General features: G+C 43.8%; 23 protein-coding genes and 2 pseudogenes. 7 read left to right on the forward strand and 18 right to left on the reverse strand.

The window, feature by feature from the left end; all coding sequences use genetic code 11:
• Window positions 1–80: 80 nt before the first annotated feature.
• From QGT46_RS10045 to QGT46_RS17525, 6 genes are all read right to left on the reverse strand, one after another.
• Entirely contained in the window at window positions 81–1,145 is a 1,065-nt protein-coding gene (locus tag QGT46_RS10045; RefSeq protein WP_024727505.1) for an LCP family protein, read from the reverse strand.
• A 75-nt stretch (window positions 1,146–1,220) separates the two neighbouring features.
• Window positions 1,221–2,144 carry a glycosyltransferase family 2 protein gene (locus tag QGT46_RS10050; protein WP_024727504.1) on the reverse strand — a complete coding sequence of 308 codons (924 nt, stop codon included), beginning with the start codon at window positions 2,142–2,144 and terminating at the stop codon, window positions 1,221–1,223.
• A gap of 17 nt (window positions 2,145–2,161) precedes the next feature.
• On the reverse strand, window positions 2,162–4,423 hold the full coding sequence (locus tag QGT46_RS10055; RefSeq protein ID WP_024727503.1) for a DNA gyrase/topoisomerase IV subunit A: 2,262 nt from the start codon (window positions 4,421–4,423) through the stop codon (window positions 2,162–2,164).
• Between the two features lie 12 nt (window positions 4,424–4,435).
• Complete coding sequence (locus tag QGT46_RS10060) at window positions 4,436–6,349, reverse strand: DNA gyrase/topoisomerase IV subunit B (RefSeq protein ID WP_024727502.1); 1,914 nt, start codon at window positions 6,347–6,349, stop codon at window positions 4,436–4,438.
• 224 nt (window positions 6,350–6,573) lie between these two features.
• Complete coding sequence (locus QGT46_RS10065) at window positions 6,574–6,711, reverse strand: hypothetical protein (RefSeq protein WP_235824578.1); 138 nt, start codon at window positions 6,709–6,711, stop codon at window positions 6,574–6,576.
• Window positions 6,695–7,150 (reverse strand): EAL domain-containing protein, encoded by a 456-nt coding sequence (locus tag QGT46_RS17525; RefSeq protein WP_420314653.1) that lies wholly within the window; start codon window positions 7,148–7,150, stop codon window positions 6,695–6,697. The genes QGT46_RS10065 and QGT46_RS17525 overlap by 17 nt, the downstream gene beginning before the upstream one ends.
• Between QGT46_RS17525 and QGT46_RS10070 the strand changes: the two genes are divergently transcribed.
• On the forward strand, window positions 7,034–7,312 hold the full coding sequence (locus QGT46_RS10070; protein WP_270430563.1) for a hypothetical protein: 279 nt from the start codon (window positions 7,034–7,036) through the stop codon (window positions 7,310–7,312). The genes QGT46_RS17525 and QGT46_RS10070 overlap by 117 nt on opposite strands.
• Before the next feature lie 120 nt (window positions 7,313–7,432).
• The gene (locus tag QGT46_RS10075) at window positions 7,433–8,092 is read left to right on the forward strand and encodes a hypothetical protein (protein ID WP_270430565.1); all 660 of its coding nucleotides are present in this window, start codon (window positions 7,433–7,435) and stop codon (window positions 8,090–8,092) included.
• A 100-nt stretch (window positions 8,093–8,192) separates the two neighbouring features.
• Here the strand turns inward: QGT46_RS10075 and QGT46_RS10080 are convergent, their stop codons facing one another.
• Both QGT46_RS10080 and QGT46_RS10085 read right to left on the reverse strand, forming a co-directional pair.
• Window positions 8,193–8,681: a VanZ family protein gene (locus QGT46_RS10080; RefSeq protein WP_051405203.1), complete on the reverse strand. Its 489-nt coding sequence runs from the start codon at window positions 8,679–8,681 to the stop codon at window positions 8,193–8,195.
• A gap of 14 nt (window positions 8,682–8,695) precedes the next feature.
• A complete protein-coding gene (locus tag QGT46_RS10085) occupies window positions 8,696–8,884 on the reverse strand; it encodes a DUF6472 family protein (protein WP_148458790.1) in 189 nt (62 codons plus the stop codon).
• Between the two features lie 116 nt (window positions 8,885–9,000).
• Here QGT46_RS10085 and QGT46_RS10090 point away from each other — a divergent pair, with 116 nt between their 5' ends.
• Window positions 9,001–9,129, forward strand: a complete 129-nt coding sequence (locus QGT46_RS10090; protein WP_268876113.1) for a hypothetical protein — start codon at window positions 9,001–9,003, stop codon at window positions 9,127–9,129.
• A gap of 78 nt (window positions 9,130–9,207) precedes the next feature.
• On the forward strand, window positions 9,208–9,414 hold the full coding sequence (locus tag QGT46_RS10095) for a DUF378 domain-containing protein (RefSeq protein WP_024727497.1): 207 nt from the start codon (window positions 9,208–9,210) through the stop codon (window positions 9,412–9,414).
• A 97-nt stretch (window positions 9,415–9,511) separates the two neighbouring features.
• Here the strand turns inward: QGT46_RS10095 and QGT46_RS10100 are convergent, their stop codons facing one another.
• The 3 genes from QGT46_RS10100 to QGT46_RS10110 form a co-directional block, all read right to left on the reverse strand.
• Window positions 9,512–9,727 (reverse strand): helix-turn-helix domain-containing protein, encoded by a 216-nt coding sequence (locus tag QGT46_RS10100; RefSeq protein ID WP_009289583.1) that lies wholly within the window; start codon window positions 9,725–9,727, stop codon window positions 9,512–9,514.
• Window positions 9,728–9,804: 77 nt separating this feature from the next.
• Window positions 9,805–10,725 (reverse strand): NYN domain-containing protein, encoded by a 921-nt coding sequence (locus tag QGT46_RS10105; RefSeq protein WP_024727496.1) that lies wholly within the window; start codon window positions 10,723–10,725, stop codon window positions 9,805–9,807.
• A gap of 22 nt (window positions 10,726–10,747) precedes the next feature.
• Complete coding sequence (locus tag QGT46_RS10110) at window positions 10,748–11,593, reverse strand: hypothetical protein (protein WP_024727495.1); 846 nt, start codon at window positions 11,591–11,593, stop codon at window positions 10,748–10,750.
• A 184-nt stretch (window positions 11,594–11,777) separates the two neighbouring features.
• Between QGT46_RS10110 and QGT46_RS10115 the strand changes: the two genes are divergently transcribed.
• Window positions 11,778–12,776, forward strand: a complete 999-nt coding sequence (locus QGT46_RS10115) for an SPL family radical SAM protein (RefSeq protein ID WP_270430567.1) — start codon at window positions 11,778–11,780, stop codon at window positions 12,774–12,776.
• Between the two features lie 22 nt (window positions 12,777–12,798).
• Here QGT46_RS10115 and QGT46_RS17290 read toward each other — a convergent pair whose 3' ends face one another.
• The 4 genes and pseudogenes from QGT46_RS17290 to fliB all read right to left on the reverse strand — a co-directional run bounded on the left by QGT46_RS17290 (window position 12,799) and on the right by fliB (window position 14,512).
• The gene (locus QGT46_RS17290; protein ID WP_270430568.1) at window positions 12,799–12,966 is read right to left on the reverse strand and encodes a diguanylate cyclase domain-containing protein; all 168 of its coding nucleotides are present in this window, start codon (window positions 12,964–12,966) and stop codon (window positions 12,799–12,801) included.
• Window positions 12,962–13,105 (reverse strand): annotated as a pseudogene (locus QGT46_RS17295) (diguanylate cyclase); the annotation flags it as partial. The pseudogene QGT46_RS17295 and the gene QGT46_RS17290, both read right to left, overlap by 5 nt.
• 101 nt (window positions 13,106–13,206) lie before the next feature.
• Complete coding sequence (locus QGT46_RS10130) at window positions 13,207–13,410, reverse strand: hypothetical protein (protein WP_270430570.1); 204 nt, start codon at window positions 13,408–13,410, stop codon at window positions 13,207–13,209.
• Window positions 13,403–14,512, reverse strand: a complete 1,110-nt coding sequence (gene fliB / locus QGT46_RS10135; protein ID WP_024727492.1) for a flagellin lysine-N-methylase — start codon at window positions 14,510–14,512, stop codon at window positions 13,403–13,405. The genes QGT46_RS10130 and fliB overlap by 8 nt, the downstream gene beginning before the upstream one ends.
• Window positions 14,513–14,669: 157 nt before the next feature.
• Between fliB and truA the strand changes: the two genes are divergently transcribed.
• Window positions 14,670–15,419, forward strand: a complete 750-nt coding sequence (truA, locus tag QGT46_RS10140; protein WP_148458799.1) for a tRNA pseudouridine(38-40) synthase TruA — start codon at window positions 14,670–14,672, stop codon at window positions 15,417–15,419.
• A 6-nt stretch (window positions 15,420–15,425) separates the two neighbouring features.
• On the opposite strand, the gene QGT46_RS10145 is transcribed toward truA, so the two are convergent.
• Window positions 15,426–16,919, reverse strand: a complete 1,494-nt coding sequence (locus QGT46_RS10145; RefSeq protein ID WP_270430573.1) for a L,D-transpeptidase — start codon at window positions 16,917–16,919, stop codon at window positions 15,426–15,428.
• A gap of 160 nt (window positions 16,920–17,079) precedes the next feature.
• On the opposite strand from QGT46_RS10145, the gene QGT46_RS10150 reads away from it, so the two are divergent.
• Complete coding sequence (locus tag QGT46_RS10150; RefSeq protein WP_081723827.1) at window positions 17,080–17,256, forward strand: DUF1540 domain-containing protein; 177 nt, start codon at window positions 17,080–17,082, stop codon at window positions 17,254–17,256.
• Between the two features lie 167 nt (window positions 17,257–17,423).
• Here the strand turns inward: QGT46_RS10150 and QGT46_RS10155 are convergent.
• A pseudogene (locus tag QGT46_RS10155) lies at window positions 17,424–17,666 on the reverse strand (DJ-1/PfpI family protein); the annotation flags it as partial.
• A gap of 58 nt (window positions 17,667–17,724) precedes the next feature.
• Window positions 17,725–18,342: a hypothetical protein gene (locus tag QGT46_RS17300; protein WP_270430574.1), complete on the reverse strand. Its 618-nt coding sequence runs from the start codon at window positions 18,340–18,342 to the stop codon at window positions 17,725–17,727.
• Window positions 18,343–18,346 lie beyond the last annotated feature (4 nt).

Below are 18,346 nucleotides of genomic sequence, written 5' to 3' on the forward strand. Positions count from 1 at the left end.
AAAACAACAGACAGTTTCTTAATTAAACCTGAAGATTTTACAATGTTTGTACTGTTTCGACTTTATGTAAGTGTGAAAAATTATCTCTTATAGCTTCCGGGAGAACTCTCTGACGCATCCTCTGAATCCGGCTTTGCAGGGTATCCGTAAGTTTCTATATTCTGATATCCGCCGAATTTGGATGCGAAATCTTCTTCTTTTCCTTTGCTGAAGATGAAATGCTCCATTGCCGCCTTGTTCGCATCAAAATTGATGAAGAAGACAAACATGCCGCTCTGTGCCCGGCCCTGCATGTAAGTGCCCTCGATTGGAATCCTCATCTGCTGGACCTTCGGAATTCCGAACTGAACCACAGAAGTCACCAGGCCTTTGATATAACTTGCATTCATATCGGTGGACACATCGTCCAGTGCATTGAACCCGATATCCAGGATCTTCATCGGATTCTGCCTGATGATCTTTTTATAAGTAGCTTCCAGGACCGCTCTCTGACGGCCGGTGCGGCCGAATTCGCCGTCTCCGTACCTGCTGTTTGACACATAACGGATTCTGGAATAACCGAGAGCCTGGTTCCCATTCAGGACATGTTTTCCGGCTTTTACATTGCGGTATTTTTTCTTTGAAATGTAATTGGTCGTATTCAGATAGTCTGCCTCTTTTTCTTCCAGGTCGATCTCGATGCCGCCCACCTCATTGATCACCTTCTCAAATGTTGAAAAGTCTACGACACAGTATTTGTCGATCTTTATATCAAAATTCTGGGCAATGGTTTTGTAGAGCAGGTCCACTCCGCCGAAAGAATATGCAGAATTCAGCTTGTTCCTTCCGTGCCCCGGAATATCCACATACATATCCCTCATCAAAGAGGTAAGCTTTAATTCTTTTGTCTTCATATTGATGGTGGCGATCATAGAAGAATCCGACCTTCCTGCCTCGGTCTCGTCGGATCTGCGGTCAGAACCGACCAGCAGGATGTTGACTACATCATTATCAAATTTAACGTCGTCTCCCACATCTACTTTGCTTAAGTTTCCCTTCGGTGTCACCGAAGCCTCTAATTTTGCATCATAGTATCCAAGAACTCCTCCTATTGAAAGAGCAAATACAAGGAAGACAGCCATAACAATTTTAAATTTCTTTCCCATTTCCTTATCCTCCAAACGTATGTCTGTAATTTTATCTATTGTAACAGAAAACTAAACCAGAAATGTTAAGAAAATCTAAAGCTTTTCATACGAATCCCAGTAAGAATGGTTCATCGTAAGTTTCAGGATAAGGCTTTTGGGGAGTTTTTTATAGTTGCTGCCCAGCTTATAGCCTATGAATTTACACGCCGTATCCGCCATGAATTTAGGAATCTTAAAAAATCTTCCGGTAAACAGCAGATGTTTCAGTGTGTGAAGGACCATCCTCATCCCCTCCGATTCAGAAGAGACTTCAAGAAACAGTCCTCCGTAGGATACCTGTGAAACTGCCAGATCAAAATTCCTGTGCAGCTGGTCAAAACAGCGGTAGTTGTGCCAGTGCCATACGGCGGCATCTGCCTGGTATGCAATGGCTTTGTCTGACTCGATCAGCCTGGAAGCCATAATCATGTCCTCATTAAATATTGTTTTGTGAATGAATCCGCCCATAGCTTCATAATCTTTTTTCCTGTATGCACTGCACACATTGGAACAGAAAAATGTCTTGATCCCAAGCTTTGGCAGGTCGGCTTTTGTCTTTATGGAGCTATCCGGGGGATAGTTAAAGCTCCTCGTATAATACTCCAGATAATTGTCCTTCGGGTCCGCCATCTGGCGCCCATAAGCGGCTCCCACACGGGGGTCCTCAAAAGCCTTCAGCAGATTTTCCACCATATATTTGTCTCTGGGCACCGCATCATCGGTCATAAACGCAATGATCTCCGCATCAGAAAGTGAAGCTCCGTAATCCCTTGTGGCTCCGTGGTCAAACTCTTCTTTTTTTATATGCTTTACTGCCACATTCGGATACTGCTCTGTAAGATGTTCAGGAAAATATTCCTCCTCCGTGTTGATCAGAAAGATAGTTCCGAAGGTAACCGTCTGCCTCGACAGGCGCCGGAGAGATTCAAAAAGCTTCTCCCCTGGTTTATAAGTTGGAATTACAAGATCAATCGTCATCGCTTCTCTCCTTTTTCTCAGCGCCGGATTTTAGAACCCTTCGTATCCCGTTTTGCAAGCTTCAGTTTATTGAAATCCAGACGTTTTCCTTTATAATCTATGGATGTAATGCCGTCGGCCTCCATAAGATAAGTATGGAGCAGTATATCATCCTTATTCAGTTTGATGCCTCTTACGCCTACCGCACCTTTTTTCTTTTCCGGCACCTCTTCCAGTGAAAACCGCAGGAAAACCCCCTCTTTTGTCTCTAATATTACCATATCCGGTTTTATCAGGCCACCGTCGGTTTTCAGCGGCTTTACCGAGAGGAGTGCGTCTCCGTCCGACAGTTTTGTGGCGGATACTGTTCTTTTGGTTACCTGGAATTCCGTTCCCGAAACGATCTTTAACATCCCCTGTTCCGTGGCAAAGAAAAGACTTTCATGTATCATTTCTTCCGCTGCCAGAACTGCGATAATTGCTTCGTCGGAGCTGTCGTAGTTGCCCAGATTGTCGATCGGTGTTCCCTTATCTTTATATTTTCCTGCCGGTATGTCCAGCACTTTGATCTGATGCATTACGCCGGTGTCTGTAAAAATACAGATCTTATCCGTATTCATACACGGAACAATATATTTATAATCCCTGGCTGCATTCTCCTGATTTCTCTGGTAGGTAGCCTTGTCGAAGGTCTTTGCATAGCCAAACCGGTCCATGACAAAATAAACCTGCTCCTCTTTCAGCGGTTCTTCTTCATAAACTGCCTCGGCTCCGTCCTCTACCACCGTTCTTCTCTCTCTCTGATACTCTTTTTTAATCTTCGTGAGATCCTGTTTCATAACGCGCTGCATAGATGCCGGATTATGAAGGATATCCTCATATTCGGCTATTTTGGCAACGATCTCTTCATATTCTTCTTTGAGAGCCAGGATTTCTAATCCGATGAGCTTTCCGAGGCGCAGGTCCAGGATCGCCTCTGCCTGTTTCTCTGTAAAAGACAGCTTGCAGGCTTCGATCATGGATTCAGATGATTTGAACCTGATAGTTCCGACCTCACCCTTCGTAAGACATGCTTTTGCCTCTTTCAGGTTTTTGCTCCCTCTCAGTATCTCAATGATCAGATCGATCATATCGCAGGCCTTGATCAAGCCTTCTTTAATCTCCCTCTGGTCATAAAGTTTGGATAAAAGAGTCTGATATTTTCTTCTTACAAGCCCGTAATGAAACTCTGTGTGATGCGCTATGATATCCCGAAGACTCAGAGTCTCCGGACGGCCGTCGACGATGGCCAGCATATTCACGCCGAAGGTATCCTCAAGCTTTGTTTTTTTGTACAGGAGATTCTTCAGGCGTTCTATGTCTGTCCCTTTTTTCAGTTCCAGAACAATGCGGATACCCTCCTTGGAGGATTCGTTGGAAATATCAACGATATCCGTCGTTTTCTTAGATTCCACGAGGTTTACGACATCAGAAAGAAATTTCCCGATATTGGCGCCGATCATCGTATATGGTATCTCTGTGATGACCAGCTTGTCCTTTTCCCCGCGCTTCTTCCCCGGCTCAAAGACTACTTTCCCCCGGAGTTTCAGTTTTCCGCGGCCCTCAGAGTAAATTGTTTTTATGTCCTTTTTGTTGACCACCAGGCCTCCGGTCGGAAAATCCGGTCCCTGGATATAGGTGAGCAGATCTTCATTGGTCACTGACTCATCTTCCAAATACGCGATCATGGCATCGACCACTTCGCCCAGATTATGAGTCGGAATGCTGGTGGTCATACCGACGGCGATCCCCTCGGCGCCGTTGATCAGAAGATTCGGCACTCTGACCGGAAGCACTTCCGGTTCTTTCTCTGTCTCGTCAAAATTGGATATAAAATCTACTATATTTTTATCCAGATCCGCAAGATAAACCTCCTGGGTAAACTTTTTCAGTCTTGCCTCCGTGTAACGCATGGCCGCGGCCCCGTCACCCTCGATGGAACCAAAGTTTCCATGTCCGTCCACCAAAGGCATACCCTTTTTAAATTCCTGTTCCATGACTACCAGAGACTCATAGATAGAGCCGTCTCCGTGGGGATGATATTTACCCATCGTGTCTCCGACGATCCTCGCAGATTTTCTGTGCGGCCTGTCATACCTCAGATTAAGCTCATCCATGGCATACAGGACGCGGCGCTGTACGGGCTTTAAACCGTCCCGAATGTCGGGGAGGGCACGCGCACAAATAACGCTCATAGCATAGTCGATATACGACTTCTGCATGACCTCGGAAAATTCTGCCCTAATGATATGTTCTGCCATCTTTCTCCCTTTCTATATATCCAACATCGCATCGCCTGCATTATCGTAAATAAACTGCCTTCTCGGCGGAACCTCGCTGCCCATCAGCATAGAGGTCACATCGGATGCCATTCTGGCATCTTCGATCTCAATCTGCTTTAATGTCCTCGTCTCCGGGTCCAGCGTCGTCTCCCACAGCTGGCTGGCGTCCATCTCTCCGAGGCCCTTATACCGCTGAAGGGTAAACGGACCCTTATGAGCAGCCTTGTATTTCTCCAACGCGGTATCATCGAACAGATAAGTTTCCTTTCCTTTCTTAGGAATTGCCTTATAAAGAGGAGGTGTTGCCAGATAAACGTGTCCGTGGGTAATCAGCTCCGGCATAAACCGGTAGAAAAATGTCAGCAGCAAGGTGGCAATATGGGCTCCGTCCACATCGGCATCGGTCATAATCACAATTTTTTGATACCTCAGTTTTTCGATGTCAAAATCGTTTCCGTACCCTTCTGAAAATCCGCACCCAAAGGTGTTTATCATCGTTTTAATCTCTGCATTAGCCAAGACCTTGTCCATGGTAGCCTTCTCAACATTCAGGATCTTTCCCCTGATCGGCAGAATGGCCTGAGTTCGGCGGTTTCTGGCAGTTTTCGCAGAGCCTCCGGCAGAATCTCCCTCGACGATAAAAATCTCACACTCTTCCGGCTTACGGCTTTCACAGTTAGATAGCTTTCCGTTGCTGTCAATGGAGAGCTTCTGTCTCACAAGAAGATTTGTCTTCGCTTTTTCTTCAGCCTTGCGGATCTTTGCAGATTTCTCCGCACAGGCAAGGACTTTTTTTAAGGTATCCAGGTTTTTATCAAAAAATAATACCGTCTCATCTCCGGTAATTTCACTGACCACTTTACTGGCATCAGGATTGTCCAATTTTGTCTTTGTCTGACCTTCAAACCTTGGTTCCGGATGCTTTACGGAAATGATTGCGGTCATGCCGTTTCTCACATCTGCCCCGGTAAAGTTTGCGTCTTTTTCCTTTAATACACCCAGTTCCCTGGCATACTGGTTCATCACTGCCGTAAATTTGGACTTAAATCCCGTGATATGGGTACCGCCCTCCGTGGTATAAATGTTATTGCAGAAGCCTAAAATATTTTCACCAAAATCTTCCGTATACTGGAAGGCGATCTCCGCTTCGATTCCGTTGATCTCCCTCTTATAATAGACCGGATCATGCAGCACATGCTTACCATCATTCAGCTTCTTTACATAGGCACAGATCCCCTCAGGCTCATGATATAAAACTTCCGTCTCTTCCCCTGAACGTTCATTAATATAATTAATCTTTAATTCCGGGTTCAGATAAGTCGTCTCATGGAGACGGTTGCGGATCATAGCGGCTTTGAAATAGGTCTTGTCAAAGATCTCGGGATCGGGCAGAAACCGGACCTTTGTCCCGGTCTCCGACTTTTTACAGCTTCCGATGACTTTCAGCGGTTCTGTAACCTTCCCTCTCTCAAAACATTCCTCATAGATTTTTCCGTCCTGTTTGACCGTCACTTTAAGCCAGGTAGAAAGGGCGTTGACCACAGATGCCCCCACACCGTGCAGTCCTCCTGAAATTTTATATCCCCCGTCTCCGAATTTTCCTCCGGCATGAAGCATGGTAAACACCATCTCCACCGCTGAAAGACCGGTCTGTTCATTGATCCCGACAGGAATGCCCCTGCCGTTGTCTTCGACCACTGCTGTCCCGTCATCCTTGAGTGTTACCGTGATTTCATCGCAGTGTCCCGCAAGAAATTCATCCACTGAGTTATCTACGATCTCATAGATCAGATGATTAAGCCCCTTTGTCGAAACACTTCCTATATACATTCCGGGCCGCTTCCTGACTGCCTCCAGCCCTTCCAGTACAGAAATACTGTTTGCGTCATAGTTTTGACTGCTCATTTTCTATATTCTCCTCCCAATATGATCAAGGCTTTCCTGCAGCCCTGTCATAGAAACATCTGCTTTTATACAATCTAAAATATTATATACATTTTGAACAAGAACTTCAAGTAGATATCCTGCAGTAGTCATAGTGTGCAGTATTCCATCGTTTTTCATGCAAAAGGCTATTATACTTAATCCGCATAATAGCTTTGCTTACAATTCTTCTCCTGATAAATAGTTTATAAACTCCTGCTCCGGCATCGGACATCCGTACAGATATCCCTGGGCATGACAGCACCCATCTTCTTATACATCTGTGCCTGTTCCTTTGTCTCTACCCCTTCTGCGATGACTTGAAGTTCAGGGGCATCTGACAAACTCCACTACTTTTTGACGCCGCCGGTTATCCTCAGTCTGCCGCAAAAATTTCAGATCCAGTTTCATAACATCAATGTGGAGCTCTGAAGGTGTATTAAGAAACGAGTAACCGCTCCCAATGTCATCCATTTTAATAATAAATCCTTTCTGGTTCACCTTCTCTATAACAGACAAATACTTTTCTGAATCCTTCACGTATGCACTTTCTGTCAGCAGCCATAAGCGTACGGTCCTCATTGTATGGGACAAGCATAAAAAATGTATCCGCTCTTGCTCTGGTAAACACCGACAGGTCACCGGACAGCGTACTGAGCAGGGCAGTTGATAAATCTGCCAGAAGCCGGTCTGCAGTCTCTGAACCAAGGGAAACAGCCTGCTCTCAAAAAACCAGACAGTACACTCATGTTGAAAGAAAATCACCGCGCCCTTTTGGTACATCTGTCTGATCCTTTTACGGTACTTGAGATCTCGCAGCCGGATATCGTCGTTCTTTACCGCGAGTATTTGTTCCTCTCTGCAGAAAAAACGGGCTATACCGGCATACACAGACGAAAGATCATGTCTAAGCTCCGCAGACTGATCCAGGAACTCCGGTCATGAAAATGTTATGGGAAACATTCGGTCCTTCGATTCTATTCGTCATTTATTGACACATTTCCTTCTAACCTTTATAATGAAACGAGTATTCATTATAAACAAACAGGATTGGGGAAATGAATTATGAAGAAAAATACGAAATTGATGTCCTTGATTATAACAGCCTTATTGGCAGTGACTCTGCTGACCGGATGCGGCACAAAAAAAGCCCCGGATGCAGATAAATCCATGGATGCTTTTTATCAGCTGATCGTATGCCATAAAGCAGATGCCATGACAGATCTGGGCATTGACTCTGCCGAAGTCAGTGATACCCTGAGTGTATACAAGGAGTCTACGATTTCATCACTGAAAAACAGCTTCAAATCTGCGGGCATCACACTGACCACAAAAGACGCTGAAGATATCTTTGATGCACTCTCCCAGGCTTTGTCCAGTCTTGAATATGAAGTATCCGTGAAAGAGCAGGAAAAGAAAGAGGCTGTTGTCACTGTAAAATCACAGTATATTGATTACTTATCCGTATTTAAGGACGCCAAGAAAAAAACAGTAGATGCATTGAAGCCTCAGCATATCGAGACGAAAGAAGATGCTCAGAAACTTTTGATCAAAAACGTGGCAAAAGGTTTCAAAAGTATGAAACCGTCTTCCGACATGAAGACAAAGACTTTCACACTGACCAAACAGAATATCAAAAGCGGTGAAGACACAGTTACCCTGTACTTTCCGAAAGATTCCAAACAGCTTGGCTCTGATCTGATTAATCTCGTCACAGGGAGATAAGGGATCTTATATAATTTGTTTGCCGCTGTCACCAAAAATTTCACCCCGGATATCAGAAAAATCTGACATCCGGGGTGTTTTTTCATTTCATAGGAAAGTTCTACGCTTTATCCTTTAATTTTTTTAATACAAAACATGCCAGCATACAAAGACAGATGCCGGTCAGAGCACCCGAACTGTCGATCATGACATCTTTGACCTGACAGCTTCTTCCTGGTACGAAATATTGGTGCAGTTCATCTGTCACGGCATAGATAGAACAAAACGCCAATGCCGCACCCAGAAGATGGGCCTTTTTCTTTACATCAATCCTCAAAGCCCGGCACACAAGCACTCCGAGCAGTGCATATTCCAAAAAGTGGGCTGTCTTCCTCACATAGTGGTCCATGACGGACAGCATATCATATAGGCTGTTTCCGAATGTTCCCGCCTCTGCCGGGGATATCCCGATCAGCTTTGATATCCATTGGGTTACTCCCATACTCATCTGCTCAGACGCATCTGCCGTCTTCGCAGAAAATAAAAAGATCACCGCCATCATCAAAATGACCATTGTCCAGGATACCATACGATTTCTTTTTAACTTCATACATCTTTTCCTGTTTAAATTTGTCTTCTAACAATACTATATTCATCATTTAATTGAAAATACGGACAGTTATAATTAGAATATGTCATAAACCGCATCAGCTCATCTTCGTCCAGGTTTACGTCACATACATAGTAACCGCACATTTCGTCATACACATAATTTACACAAGACTCACAGGTGCTTTTCTGTTTTCCCACCATAAAATCCCTCCTATCCTAATCTCAATCTATATTCGTAGTTTCTGTCTTTATTATACTGTATAGTCCGGACTTTTTGCAAACATACTAAGAGAACTAAAAAGAAAGGAGTGATCGCAATGCACGAATCCAACTGCCACAGGCATAAACAGCAGGAACCAAAAGACGCAAAAAAAGAACGTCCGCATATCGTGGAGCCTCTTCCCGAGTCTGAACGTCCCAGAAAAGACGGTCCCGGCGGAAATTAATATTTTGACCATAGTGCCAAAATATCATGCATAATATTTCTAAGACTGGGAAGATTATAAATAGAAAAGGAGGTTGCTATGGGAAGTAAAACATTAGATTATATAGCACTGACAATTACAATTATAGGTGCGGTCAACTGGGGCCTGATTGGCTTCTTCCGGTTTGATTTAGTAGCTTTTCTCTTCGGCAGCATGACGATGCTTTCAAGGCTCGTCTATGATCTGGTCGGCATCTGCGGACTTTATCTTTTAACCTTTTACGGCCGCTGTGGAAGAGATCTCTAATACCAATGATCCTCATATTCGTTTGACAAAGGACTGCTGCAAAACCCGATATTCTGTTTCAAACAGAAACACTCATGCGCGTTTTGCAGCAGTCTCTTTAATTGGAATTAACTTGTATGGCCGGACGAAAATCAAACAGACGGTAAGGACTGATCCTCATGACTCCCGCCAGCTTTTCGATTTCCTCCAACGTGGGACTGACCAGCCCTCTTTCAATATCATAGATATGCATATGGCTGATGCCCGTATATTTTTCAAGATTTCTCAAACTGTAACCCTGTTCTTCCCTGATTTCCCATAAAAAAATTCTCATATTTAAAATACCTCGTTTGGTTTGTATATTTATCTGCTTTCGTATTTCTATTAGAAAATTTTTTTGCCTTAGCGGTATTATTTTTTTGAAAATGTTACTTTTGTAATATTGTTCTTGTTCTCCAGCTGCATGCCCGGGATGCTCCGCACATATGAGCTGAACCGGTTGTATCCAAAGTCCTGCACCTTAAAGTTCTCATATTCTGCATAAATTTTATTTGCAAGATCAGACAGATCAAGCCCCTTCTTTCCTGTATTTTTCACCAGCGCCGTCACATAGTGGTCCAGCTGTTCTTTCATGTCAATATCTTCTCTCAGAGAAACAGTGACAATATTGCCATCCTTTATCAGCCTGAAATGATCGAATTCTTCCAGAAATTTAGAGAGCAGACTGTAGCCATAGCTCCTCACATCAAAGTCCGGATATCTCTTTAACAGCCTTGTCCCGATCTCTCCCAGCGTCGTCTCTTTATCGCTGTTCTGATTGTCAGTGATGATAGAATGGATCGCTGCCTCGATATCCTTGCGGCCAATAGGTTTGCTTTCCTTTTCCTCTTTGTCCTCGATCAGGAGTTCCAGGTTTGTAAAAACATCACACGCTTTACGGAAAGCCGGGGGAGTCTTCCCCTCACCCATGCCGATCACAGTGAGTCCTGTCTCTCTGATCCTACTGGCAAGCCTCGTAAAGTCGCTGTCACTGGAGACGATACAGAAGCCGTCCACCCGGTTGGTGTAAAGGATATCCATGGCATCGATAATCATTGCTGAATCCGTCGCATTTTTCCCCTGTGTATAAGAAAACTGCTGGATCGGCGTGATGGAGTTGGCCAGCAGTTCCTCTTTCCAGCTGGCATGAAGCGTACTTGTCCAGTCGCCGTAGATTCTCTTGTATGTAATGTTGCCGTACTGGGACAGTTCGTCCAAAATCGGCTTGATATATTTTGCTGATATGTTGTCAGCGTCGATTAAAAGAGCAAATCTTTTTTCCTTCTTTTCCATACTTATATTTCTTTCTCCCTTTTCAGTAATACCGTTTTATATACTGCAGTGCCATATAATCCATGATCCGGATCGTGAGCAGTTTCCCCCGTTTCATGATCGTTTCCACGTTCTGCCGGCTTTTCTTTGCGGTCACCGCAATGTTGCTGGAAACATTTTTAAGAATGACAGCTTCTTCTCCTTCCTTTTTTTCGCCAGTGATGAAGATCGGTTCCTGGACATAAACGTTCTTCTTCCAGGAGATCGTCTGTTCCGGCACTTTTGCGATCTTATCAACCATCTGTTTCGCAGGCCCAAAATTCTCCTTCAATGTCAGCAGCCTGAGACCATGATTTTCAAATCGTATCCACGTCCTGTTCTCAACAAACGGGTACAGGATCTCTGCGATCAGCTGGAGACGATTCTGGATAGAATTCTGTGCGCTCAGCATATCCTTGGAGACATTCAGAAGATAGTTTGCCATGCCGTCTTCTCTGGAAGAATGGATCCGCAGCCTCTGTGTCTTCTTCTTTGCAGCAGTCTTCATGGCCTCTTCTGCCCGGTCATAGGCTGGTCCCTGCTGCTGCGCAGAAGTCCCTTCCTCTATCCGTACCGTCCACTCTCCGATTCCGATCCCTCCGGTGACGGCGACCGGATAACACATGATCTCAAAAAGCCGGAAATAAGAGGCTGCGGACATTGAAGATGTAAACAGGCCCTGAAGTTCGTCATGCCTTCCGAAGATCACCGGAAATATCATGCTGTCCACAAAAAGGCTGTTCAGCTGCTCCGCCACTTTGGTCAGATATATCTGAAGATTCTGCTCCTCTGCGGGCTCATACCTCATTCTCTTTTTTATATGTATCATCAACGCTGAATATTCATCCAATTTATAACTCCCATCATTTTACATGCAAACAAATCTGTTTTCATTTATTATAACATAATAAATCTGTTTTAACTAGAAAATTTTCTATTATTTCCAATGAAATCCTTACCAAAAATCAGACAACAATCAATATATCTCGTTTTTTTCTGGAATACTAAAACAAATACGAAAAGGAGAACTGCTTATGAAATTATTTACCGCCGTATATCATGAACCAGGAATCTTTGATTATCCCCTCGGCCGAAAATTAAAAAGAGATTTTGCGGATCTGCCCTGGCATGAGATCAAAAGCCATAACCGGATCGAAGAGATGACCCAAAGGCCCAACAGCGATTTTCCAAAAATGAAACGCTTCCTGATCATCGGCACAAGAAAAACCCACCGATATACGGAAAACCATAAGATATCCGATTATCTGGTCCCATTCACCTCGTCCGGATGCACTGCCATGTGCCTTTATTGTTATTTGGTATGCAATTATAATAAATGCGCCTATTTAAGGCTTTTCGTAAACCGGGAAGAGATGATGGAACGGTTGATAAAGAACTCAAAAAAAGGAGCTGATCCCCAGACATTTGAGATAGGCTCCAACAGCGATCTTGTCTTAGAAAATATGATCACAGGCAATCTGGAATGGGTCATACCTGCTTTCGCCCGTGAAGGGAGAGGACAGATTACGTTTCCGACCAAATTTGCATCTGTAAAACCTTTGCTCGGCCTTGACCATCAGGGAAAAACCATTTTTCGAATGAGCGTCAACCCTCAGGAGATCATCGACCACATCGAACTTGGAACCTCACCTCTGGATCAGAGAATACGGGCAGTCAACGCTATGTGTGAGGCCGGATATCCCGTAGGAATACTAATCGCTCCCATCATTCTTAATGATGGATGGAAAGAAAAATACATGGATTTGATCGATCAGCTGGCCGACGGGCTTACAGAAAAAACAAAAAAGGCGATGACCATAGAGATGATTTTTATGACTTACAGTTTTGTACAGAATGCTATTAACAAAGAGGCATTTCCGGAGGTCCCGGACCTCTATGACAATCAGTCTATGTCCGGAGGCGGAAGAGGAAAATACCGCTACCGGAAGGAACTGCGTCTGGAAGCAGAGTCGGTGCTGACAGACTATGTGAGTCTGCGTCTTCCGGAAGCAAGACTGGTCTATGTCTGCTGAGGAAGTTTACTTGTTTTTAATTTTACACAGTTTCTTCCGCCTCCTCAGCATCCTGCCCAAATAAGAATACGAGAAATTCTTCTCCGCCATAACGGATCAGGCTTCCTGACCTGTTCTGCACTTCCTTCTCCAGGAAGCCTGCGAAAGTTCTCAGGCACTGGTCTCCGGATATATTGTCCAAACCGATCATTATATTGCTTAAAATAATCAATATCAATCATCATACATTCAATGTTTCCGAGCTTCTCTTGTACGGTCTGGAACTGTTCTTTTAGGGCAGTTTCCAGATAACTGCGGTTAAAAAGCCCGGTCAGACGGTCACGGATCACCTGTTGATTCAATTCCTTATTGATCTCGGCGATTTTTTGATACTGTTCTCCGATAATAATACGGTCATATTCTGACAAAACCCGGTTCCGATATAGAGTGATCAGAAATATGCGGTTCTTCTCGATTTCAAAAAAACGCCTCTCGGAAGTGTCGATATCGAATAGAGCATCAAAATCTGACAGCCCAAAATAAGCAGCTGAAAAATCGTATGAGTTTTAAAAATATTGGCGGTCAGGTTCTGTTCAATTTGAATCCGGTAAGCAGAATCTGCCGGAAACCCCAGATATTTTTTTATCTTATTCATAAGTTCTCCCTGTCTCTTCAGATAAATATGAACTTCTGAACACTGCAGATACCATCTCTGACAGTCTCTGTGTGTCAAACATGTCTGAAAACAAAATTTGTTCATTGACTGCTTCCATATTTTCTTCCGAGTATTCTATTTCTTTTGAGTACAGACGGGCAATTTCCAAAGACGTCAGGCTCCCCTCTCCCGAAGCCGCAGCCTCTGTCCCCCGGACAGCCAAACAACTGAAAACCGCAAATTTAACCTTATCCAACAGCTGAAAATCATAAACGGATCTTAAAAAATACCGGTATATAAAATACACCATCAAATGTTCATAAAAGATTCCGTCAAAATCAGAAAAACAAATGTCTCCCTCCCGAAACATGAAAGATGCCTGGCTTAAAGCCTGCTTCCACTCGGGGGTGAGAATCTCCAGATCCAGAAGAAATTCCAGACATTCCGTGAACCATTCTCTCAGACCGATCCGCGGCTTTTGTACTCTTTCTTTCGTCTTCCATTTATGTATATGCAGATACATGGCCTCCATATCATCGCGAATGTAATCTTCCTGAAAGACAGCTGCCGCCGACAGCGTCTGTCGCAAACGTCTCTCCAGCGTCTGCTCCCTGTCCTGAAGCAGACGGATGATCAAGTCTCTTGCCAGCGTAAGCGGCTCCAGCCAGGGCTCCTCTTCTTCCTTTTTTTCATCCAAATTTTTATCAAGAAACCGGACCTTTTTCTTGTTGGTCAAAATCAGTCTTGCCGCCTCTTCGCACACGAGTCCCAGTCCCGCTTCCTGCCGGCTGCCATAAACTTCATAGAACCGTGGATGGTCTGTACAGATCTGGCAGAGGAAATCTTCTCCCAGATGAATGTAAATATCGCATAAATTCTTTTGATTTAAAAAAGGACATCTTCTCTCCTCCATGAGAAAATGATGAGGACAGGAAGAGCTGACAGATCTCATGAGACGGTCTCCGAATGATCCTTTCACGAGGGTGTACTTTTCATAGGTCTCATCGTTCACAGTGATATCCCATCCCGCGCAGCAGCTGTCTGTGCAGTCAGAACCTATACATTTAAATTTGTCATAATAATCCGGTATCCGAAACTTCATCTCTCCTCCTGATATTTTCTGTCCTCTATTATATCATAAATTCCCTGCGCATCTGTACACAGCCTGCAGCAGAAACTATGATTTGTATTTTTTGGCATCTTCCCCTATAATGAAGTCCAGCAGATTAAAAAATCCCGCACAAAAAGGAGTACAGGAAATGATGAAACGCAATATCCGCCTGAAAATAGAATATGACGGCACCCGCTATCAAGGCTGGCAGAAGCTTGGCAAAAATGTAAACGCCAACACGATCCAGGGAAAATTGGAGTCGGTCCTCTCGAAAATGACCGGGGAATCCATCCAGGTTATCGGTTCCGGCCGCACAGATGCCGGCGTACACGCCTGCGGACAAGTCGCCAATTTCCATACAGACTGCGGCTTCTCCTGCCAGGAGATCAAAGAGTACCTCACGAAATATCTGCCTTCCGATATCGGACTTCTGACGGCAGATGAAGTCTCAGAGCGCTTCCACAGCCGGCTGAATTCAAAACAAAAGACATATCAGTACCGCATCGCTGTCCCCGGCACCGTGAATGTTTTTGAAAGAAAATATCTGTGGAAGTATCCAAAAACACTCGACATAGAAAAAATGAACAAGGCAGCCTCCTTCTGTCTAGGCACCCACGACTTTTTAGGATTCTCTTCTGTCAAAAAGACAAAGAAATCAACTGTGAGAACGATCTCTTCTATTGTGATTGAAGAAGGTCACCGGGAAGTCCGGATCAGTTTCACAGGCGACGGCTTCCTTTATAATATGGTCCGGATTCTGACCGGAACACTGGCTGAGGTCGGTGCAGGAACCAGAGATCCTGAATCTATCCTTCATGTCTTTCAGTCAAAAGACCGGAAAGATGCAGGTATCACCGCCCCGCCCCAGGGTCTGTTCCTGATGAATGTTGAGTATTAAGAACACTTAATAGTGGATAAACACCGGATCTCCGCTCTCCACAAGTTTATATATGGCCGCGGCGTCTGAGAGCTGAAGGTTTACACACCCGTGGGAACCGGTCACTTTATATCTGCTCGGAGACCAGAGACCCCAGTCGCTCCTCTTGCTCCAGTGGTATCCGGTTCCGGTCCACATGATTCTGACCCAATACTTCGTGTCTACACTGTAATCTGCACCAACCAGAGTTTTGGTCAGCCGTTTTTCCTTCACGTAGTAAGTTCCGGTCCTTGTTATGCGGTCAGGAGTCGGTTTCCCCGTAATACAGTTTGCAGAAAATACTCTCTTGCCGTTTTTATATACAAATACTTCCTGGGCGGACAGATCCACCTCACTGTAATTTTTATGATCCCAGTCATTCTGGGGATTTTGATAATCTTTCCGATAGGCCTTATTAAAATAAACAGGTTTTAATTTTGCAGTCATAGCTTCCTGATTTTTATCCGACGGATCTTTTTGGTAAGCCTCAATCAATTCCTTTGACGGCACTTTCTTCAGCAATTTCAGGACTCTGGCGATCTCCTTGTCGTAATCGATCCTCCATCCGTAATCTCCGCCTTCTACTTTTATTTTCTTGCCTGAATGAGTCGTAAATTTTCTGGCAATACCTACCGTTTTATACTTAAGACAGAATTTTTCCACCCAGTCTTCCACGGCAGTTTTGTTAAGCTTCACCGTATGTTTTTTCGTGTTGACCTTGATACAGTCTTTCAAAACCTCAGGTGTCATCGTCTCTTTTGTATTGTCTCCCATGTCCCATTGGATCCAGTGCAGCAAATACTGATTATATTTCTCCTGCATCCTGGTAAGTTCGGCGTCATCGATTCTGAGTCCGGGTTCTTGATACACACCGGGATATGTCTTTTGGTCCATCAGGTCCATAGAAGGTTTCAGCCCCTTTATGGCTTCCGATATCTGTCCCAGAAAGGCCTTCTGATCCAAAATATTTCCTTCTAATTCTTTTTTCAGCACACCATACTTTTTCTCTTTGGAGTATTCGATCGCTGCATCTTCGGGCTTCATCAGCTTATAGCCGTCATCCCCGGTCACCAAAACCGATTTTTTTACAAGAGCCGAGAGCTTCTTCTCTGAAAAATCAATCGTGTCCTTTAAATTTCTCTGTTCCTTCTTCATAAAAGAAAAAATGACACTCTGTTTATGCTGCTTTTGATACAGTTTTTCCACCGACTCCAGAGACTTTACCTTTAAGTCAATATCCCTGCCTGTGATCGTTAAGGTTCCTTTTTCCCTGCCTTTTACAGTAAGTCTGTAACGGTCTGCAGTCTGTTTGAGCTCATCCAGCGACTCTTCATAGGTCATTCCGGATACTTTGAGGCCGTCGATTCTGCTTCCTGGATACCACCGGTCTTTATAATAAATATGTACTGCTGTGAGTGCTGCAATGACGACCACCGCCGTTGCACCCATTATATATAAATATTTTTGTTTCATTTTTGCCATATTTTTCTCCTGTCTTTAAGCTGCATTTACCTTTTATGGCCTGTTTTTGCTTGCCACGTATAAGGATAACGAACATTTTATTTAGTGTCAACATGTTATGTATCCTTTTTTAGATTAAGGAGATACTAAGGTTGTATCATAAATTGAAAGGAGCTTTGTTATGAAATCAAATGAAAAAAACGATTGTATCGAGTGTACAATAAATAACTGTGCCTACCATGCAGGCGACGTTGACTACTGTACTTTAGAGACAATCAAAATCGGAACTCATGAGCCTAATCCAACAACAAAAGAATGCACTGACTGTGAATCTTTCGCAAACAAATCAGGATGCTAAGATGATAACATCCACCAACTCATTTTCTTTATTCCTTTAAGTTCGGAAACAGCAGAAATTTTATAATAAAATTTCTGCTGTTTTTCATTACGCATCTGTGCACAGCCCGCGGAGAGTTTTTTATTTTTCAGGAAAAGCTTTCACACATCAGCGTGACAAGATCTTTCTTAAAAAATAAAAAGAGGGCCTGCATTTTCATCTCTCCACGCCATCCCGCCGATCAGGATCAAAGCCTCATATTCATCCCGGACGGAACAAATATCATAATCAGGCAGAACATGAAAACCTCCGATAGATGAAACCTTGTCTTTTATCAGGGATACTGTTTTAACCTCATACCTGCTGTCTCCCAGCATATAGAGAGCAGAGGACAGATAGGCAGACTCCCAGTCAGCATATTGATCCAATAAAACAAATAATGCCGCCTATTTCATAAAACCTTCTCCTTAAATTCATCGATTTCTCAAATTATATCCGTTGTATATGGAATGCAGTCGTCTGAGGTATCACAGAAGGCGTCTGAAAATTTGCATGAGTCACTTTCACCATATTTCCGGGCTGCAGATCACGCAGTCTGATCGGCAAACCGAATTGGTTAGTAAATGTAGTTGAATTTGTGATCAAAAATCTGTTTTGACTGTTGATATTCCTTGGATTTTCCGTAACGATATAATTATTGTCAAAATCAATTAAAACAATCCTTCCTGTTGTCACCGAGGAAGGGCGCTGAGGCGGCAATGGTGGCCGCGGCGGCAAAGAGGTCCTTTGTACAATCACAGAGACCGCATTGGACTGAGGCGGTATGCTTCTTGTCATGCGTGATGAAAATATGACATTCACCCACATTCCCCTCTGAATACAGCATATACACATGCTCTGTCCAAAAGAATTTAAGATCACCGTATTCCTATTTAAATTTAAACGTATATATTGAATCGAATCAGACCGATTTCTTTCCGGGACAGAATAAGATATCAAAATACTTCCAACTGAATTATTAACACAAGAAGTCTCTTCCACGAAAGCGTTGTTGATCCGCATCAGATTTCCTTGTTGAATCAATCTCCCACGAGTATTGTTATCCATAAAA

It is taken from the genome of Anaerostipes faecis, from assembly GCF_910574135.1.
In the GTDB taxonomy this organism is placed as follows: Bacteria; Bacillota; Clostridia; order Lachnospirales; family Lachnospiraceae; genus Anaerostipes; species Anaerostipes hominis.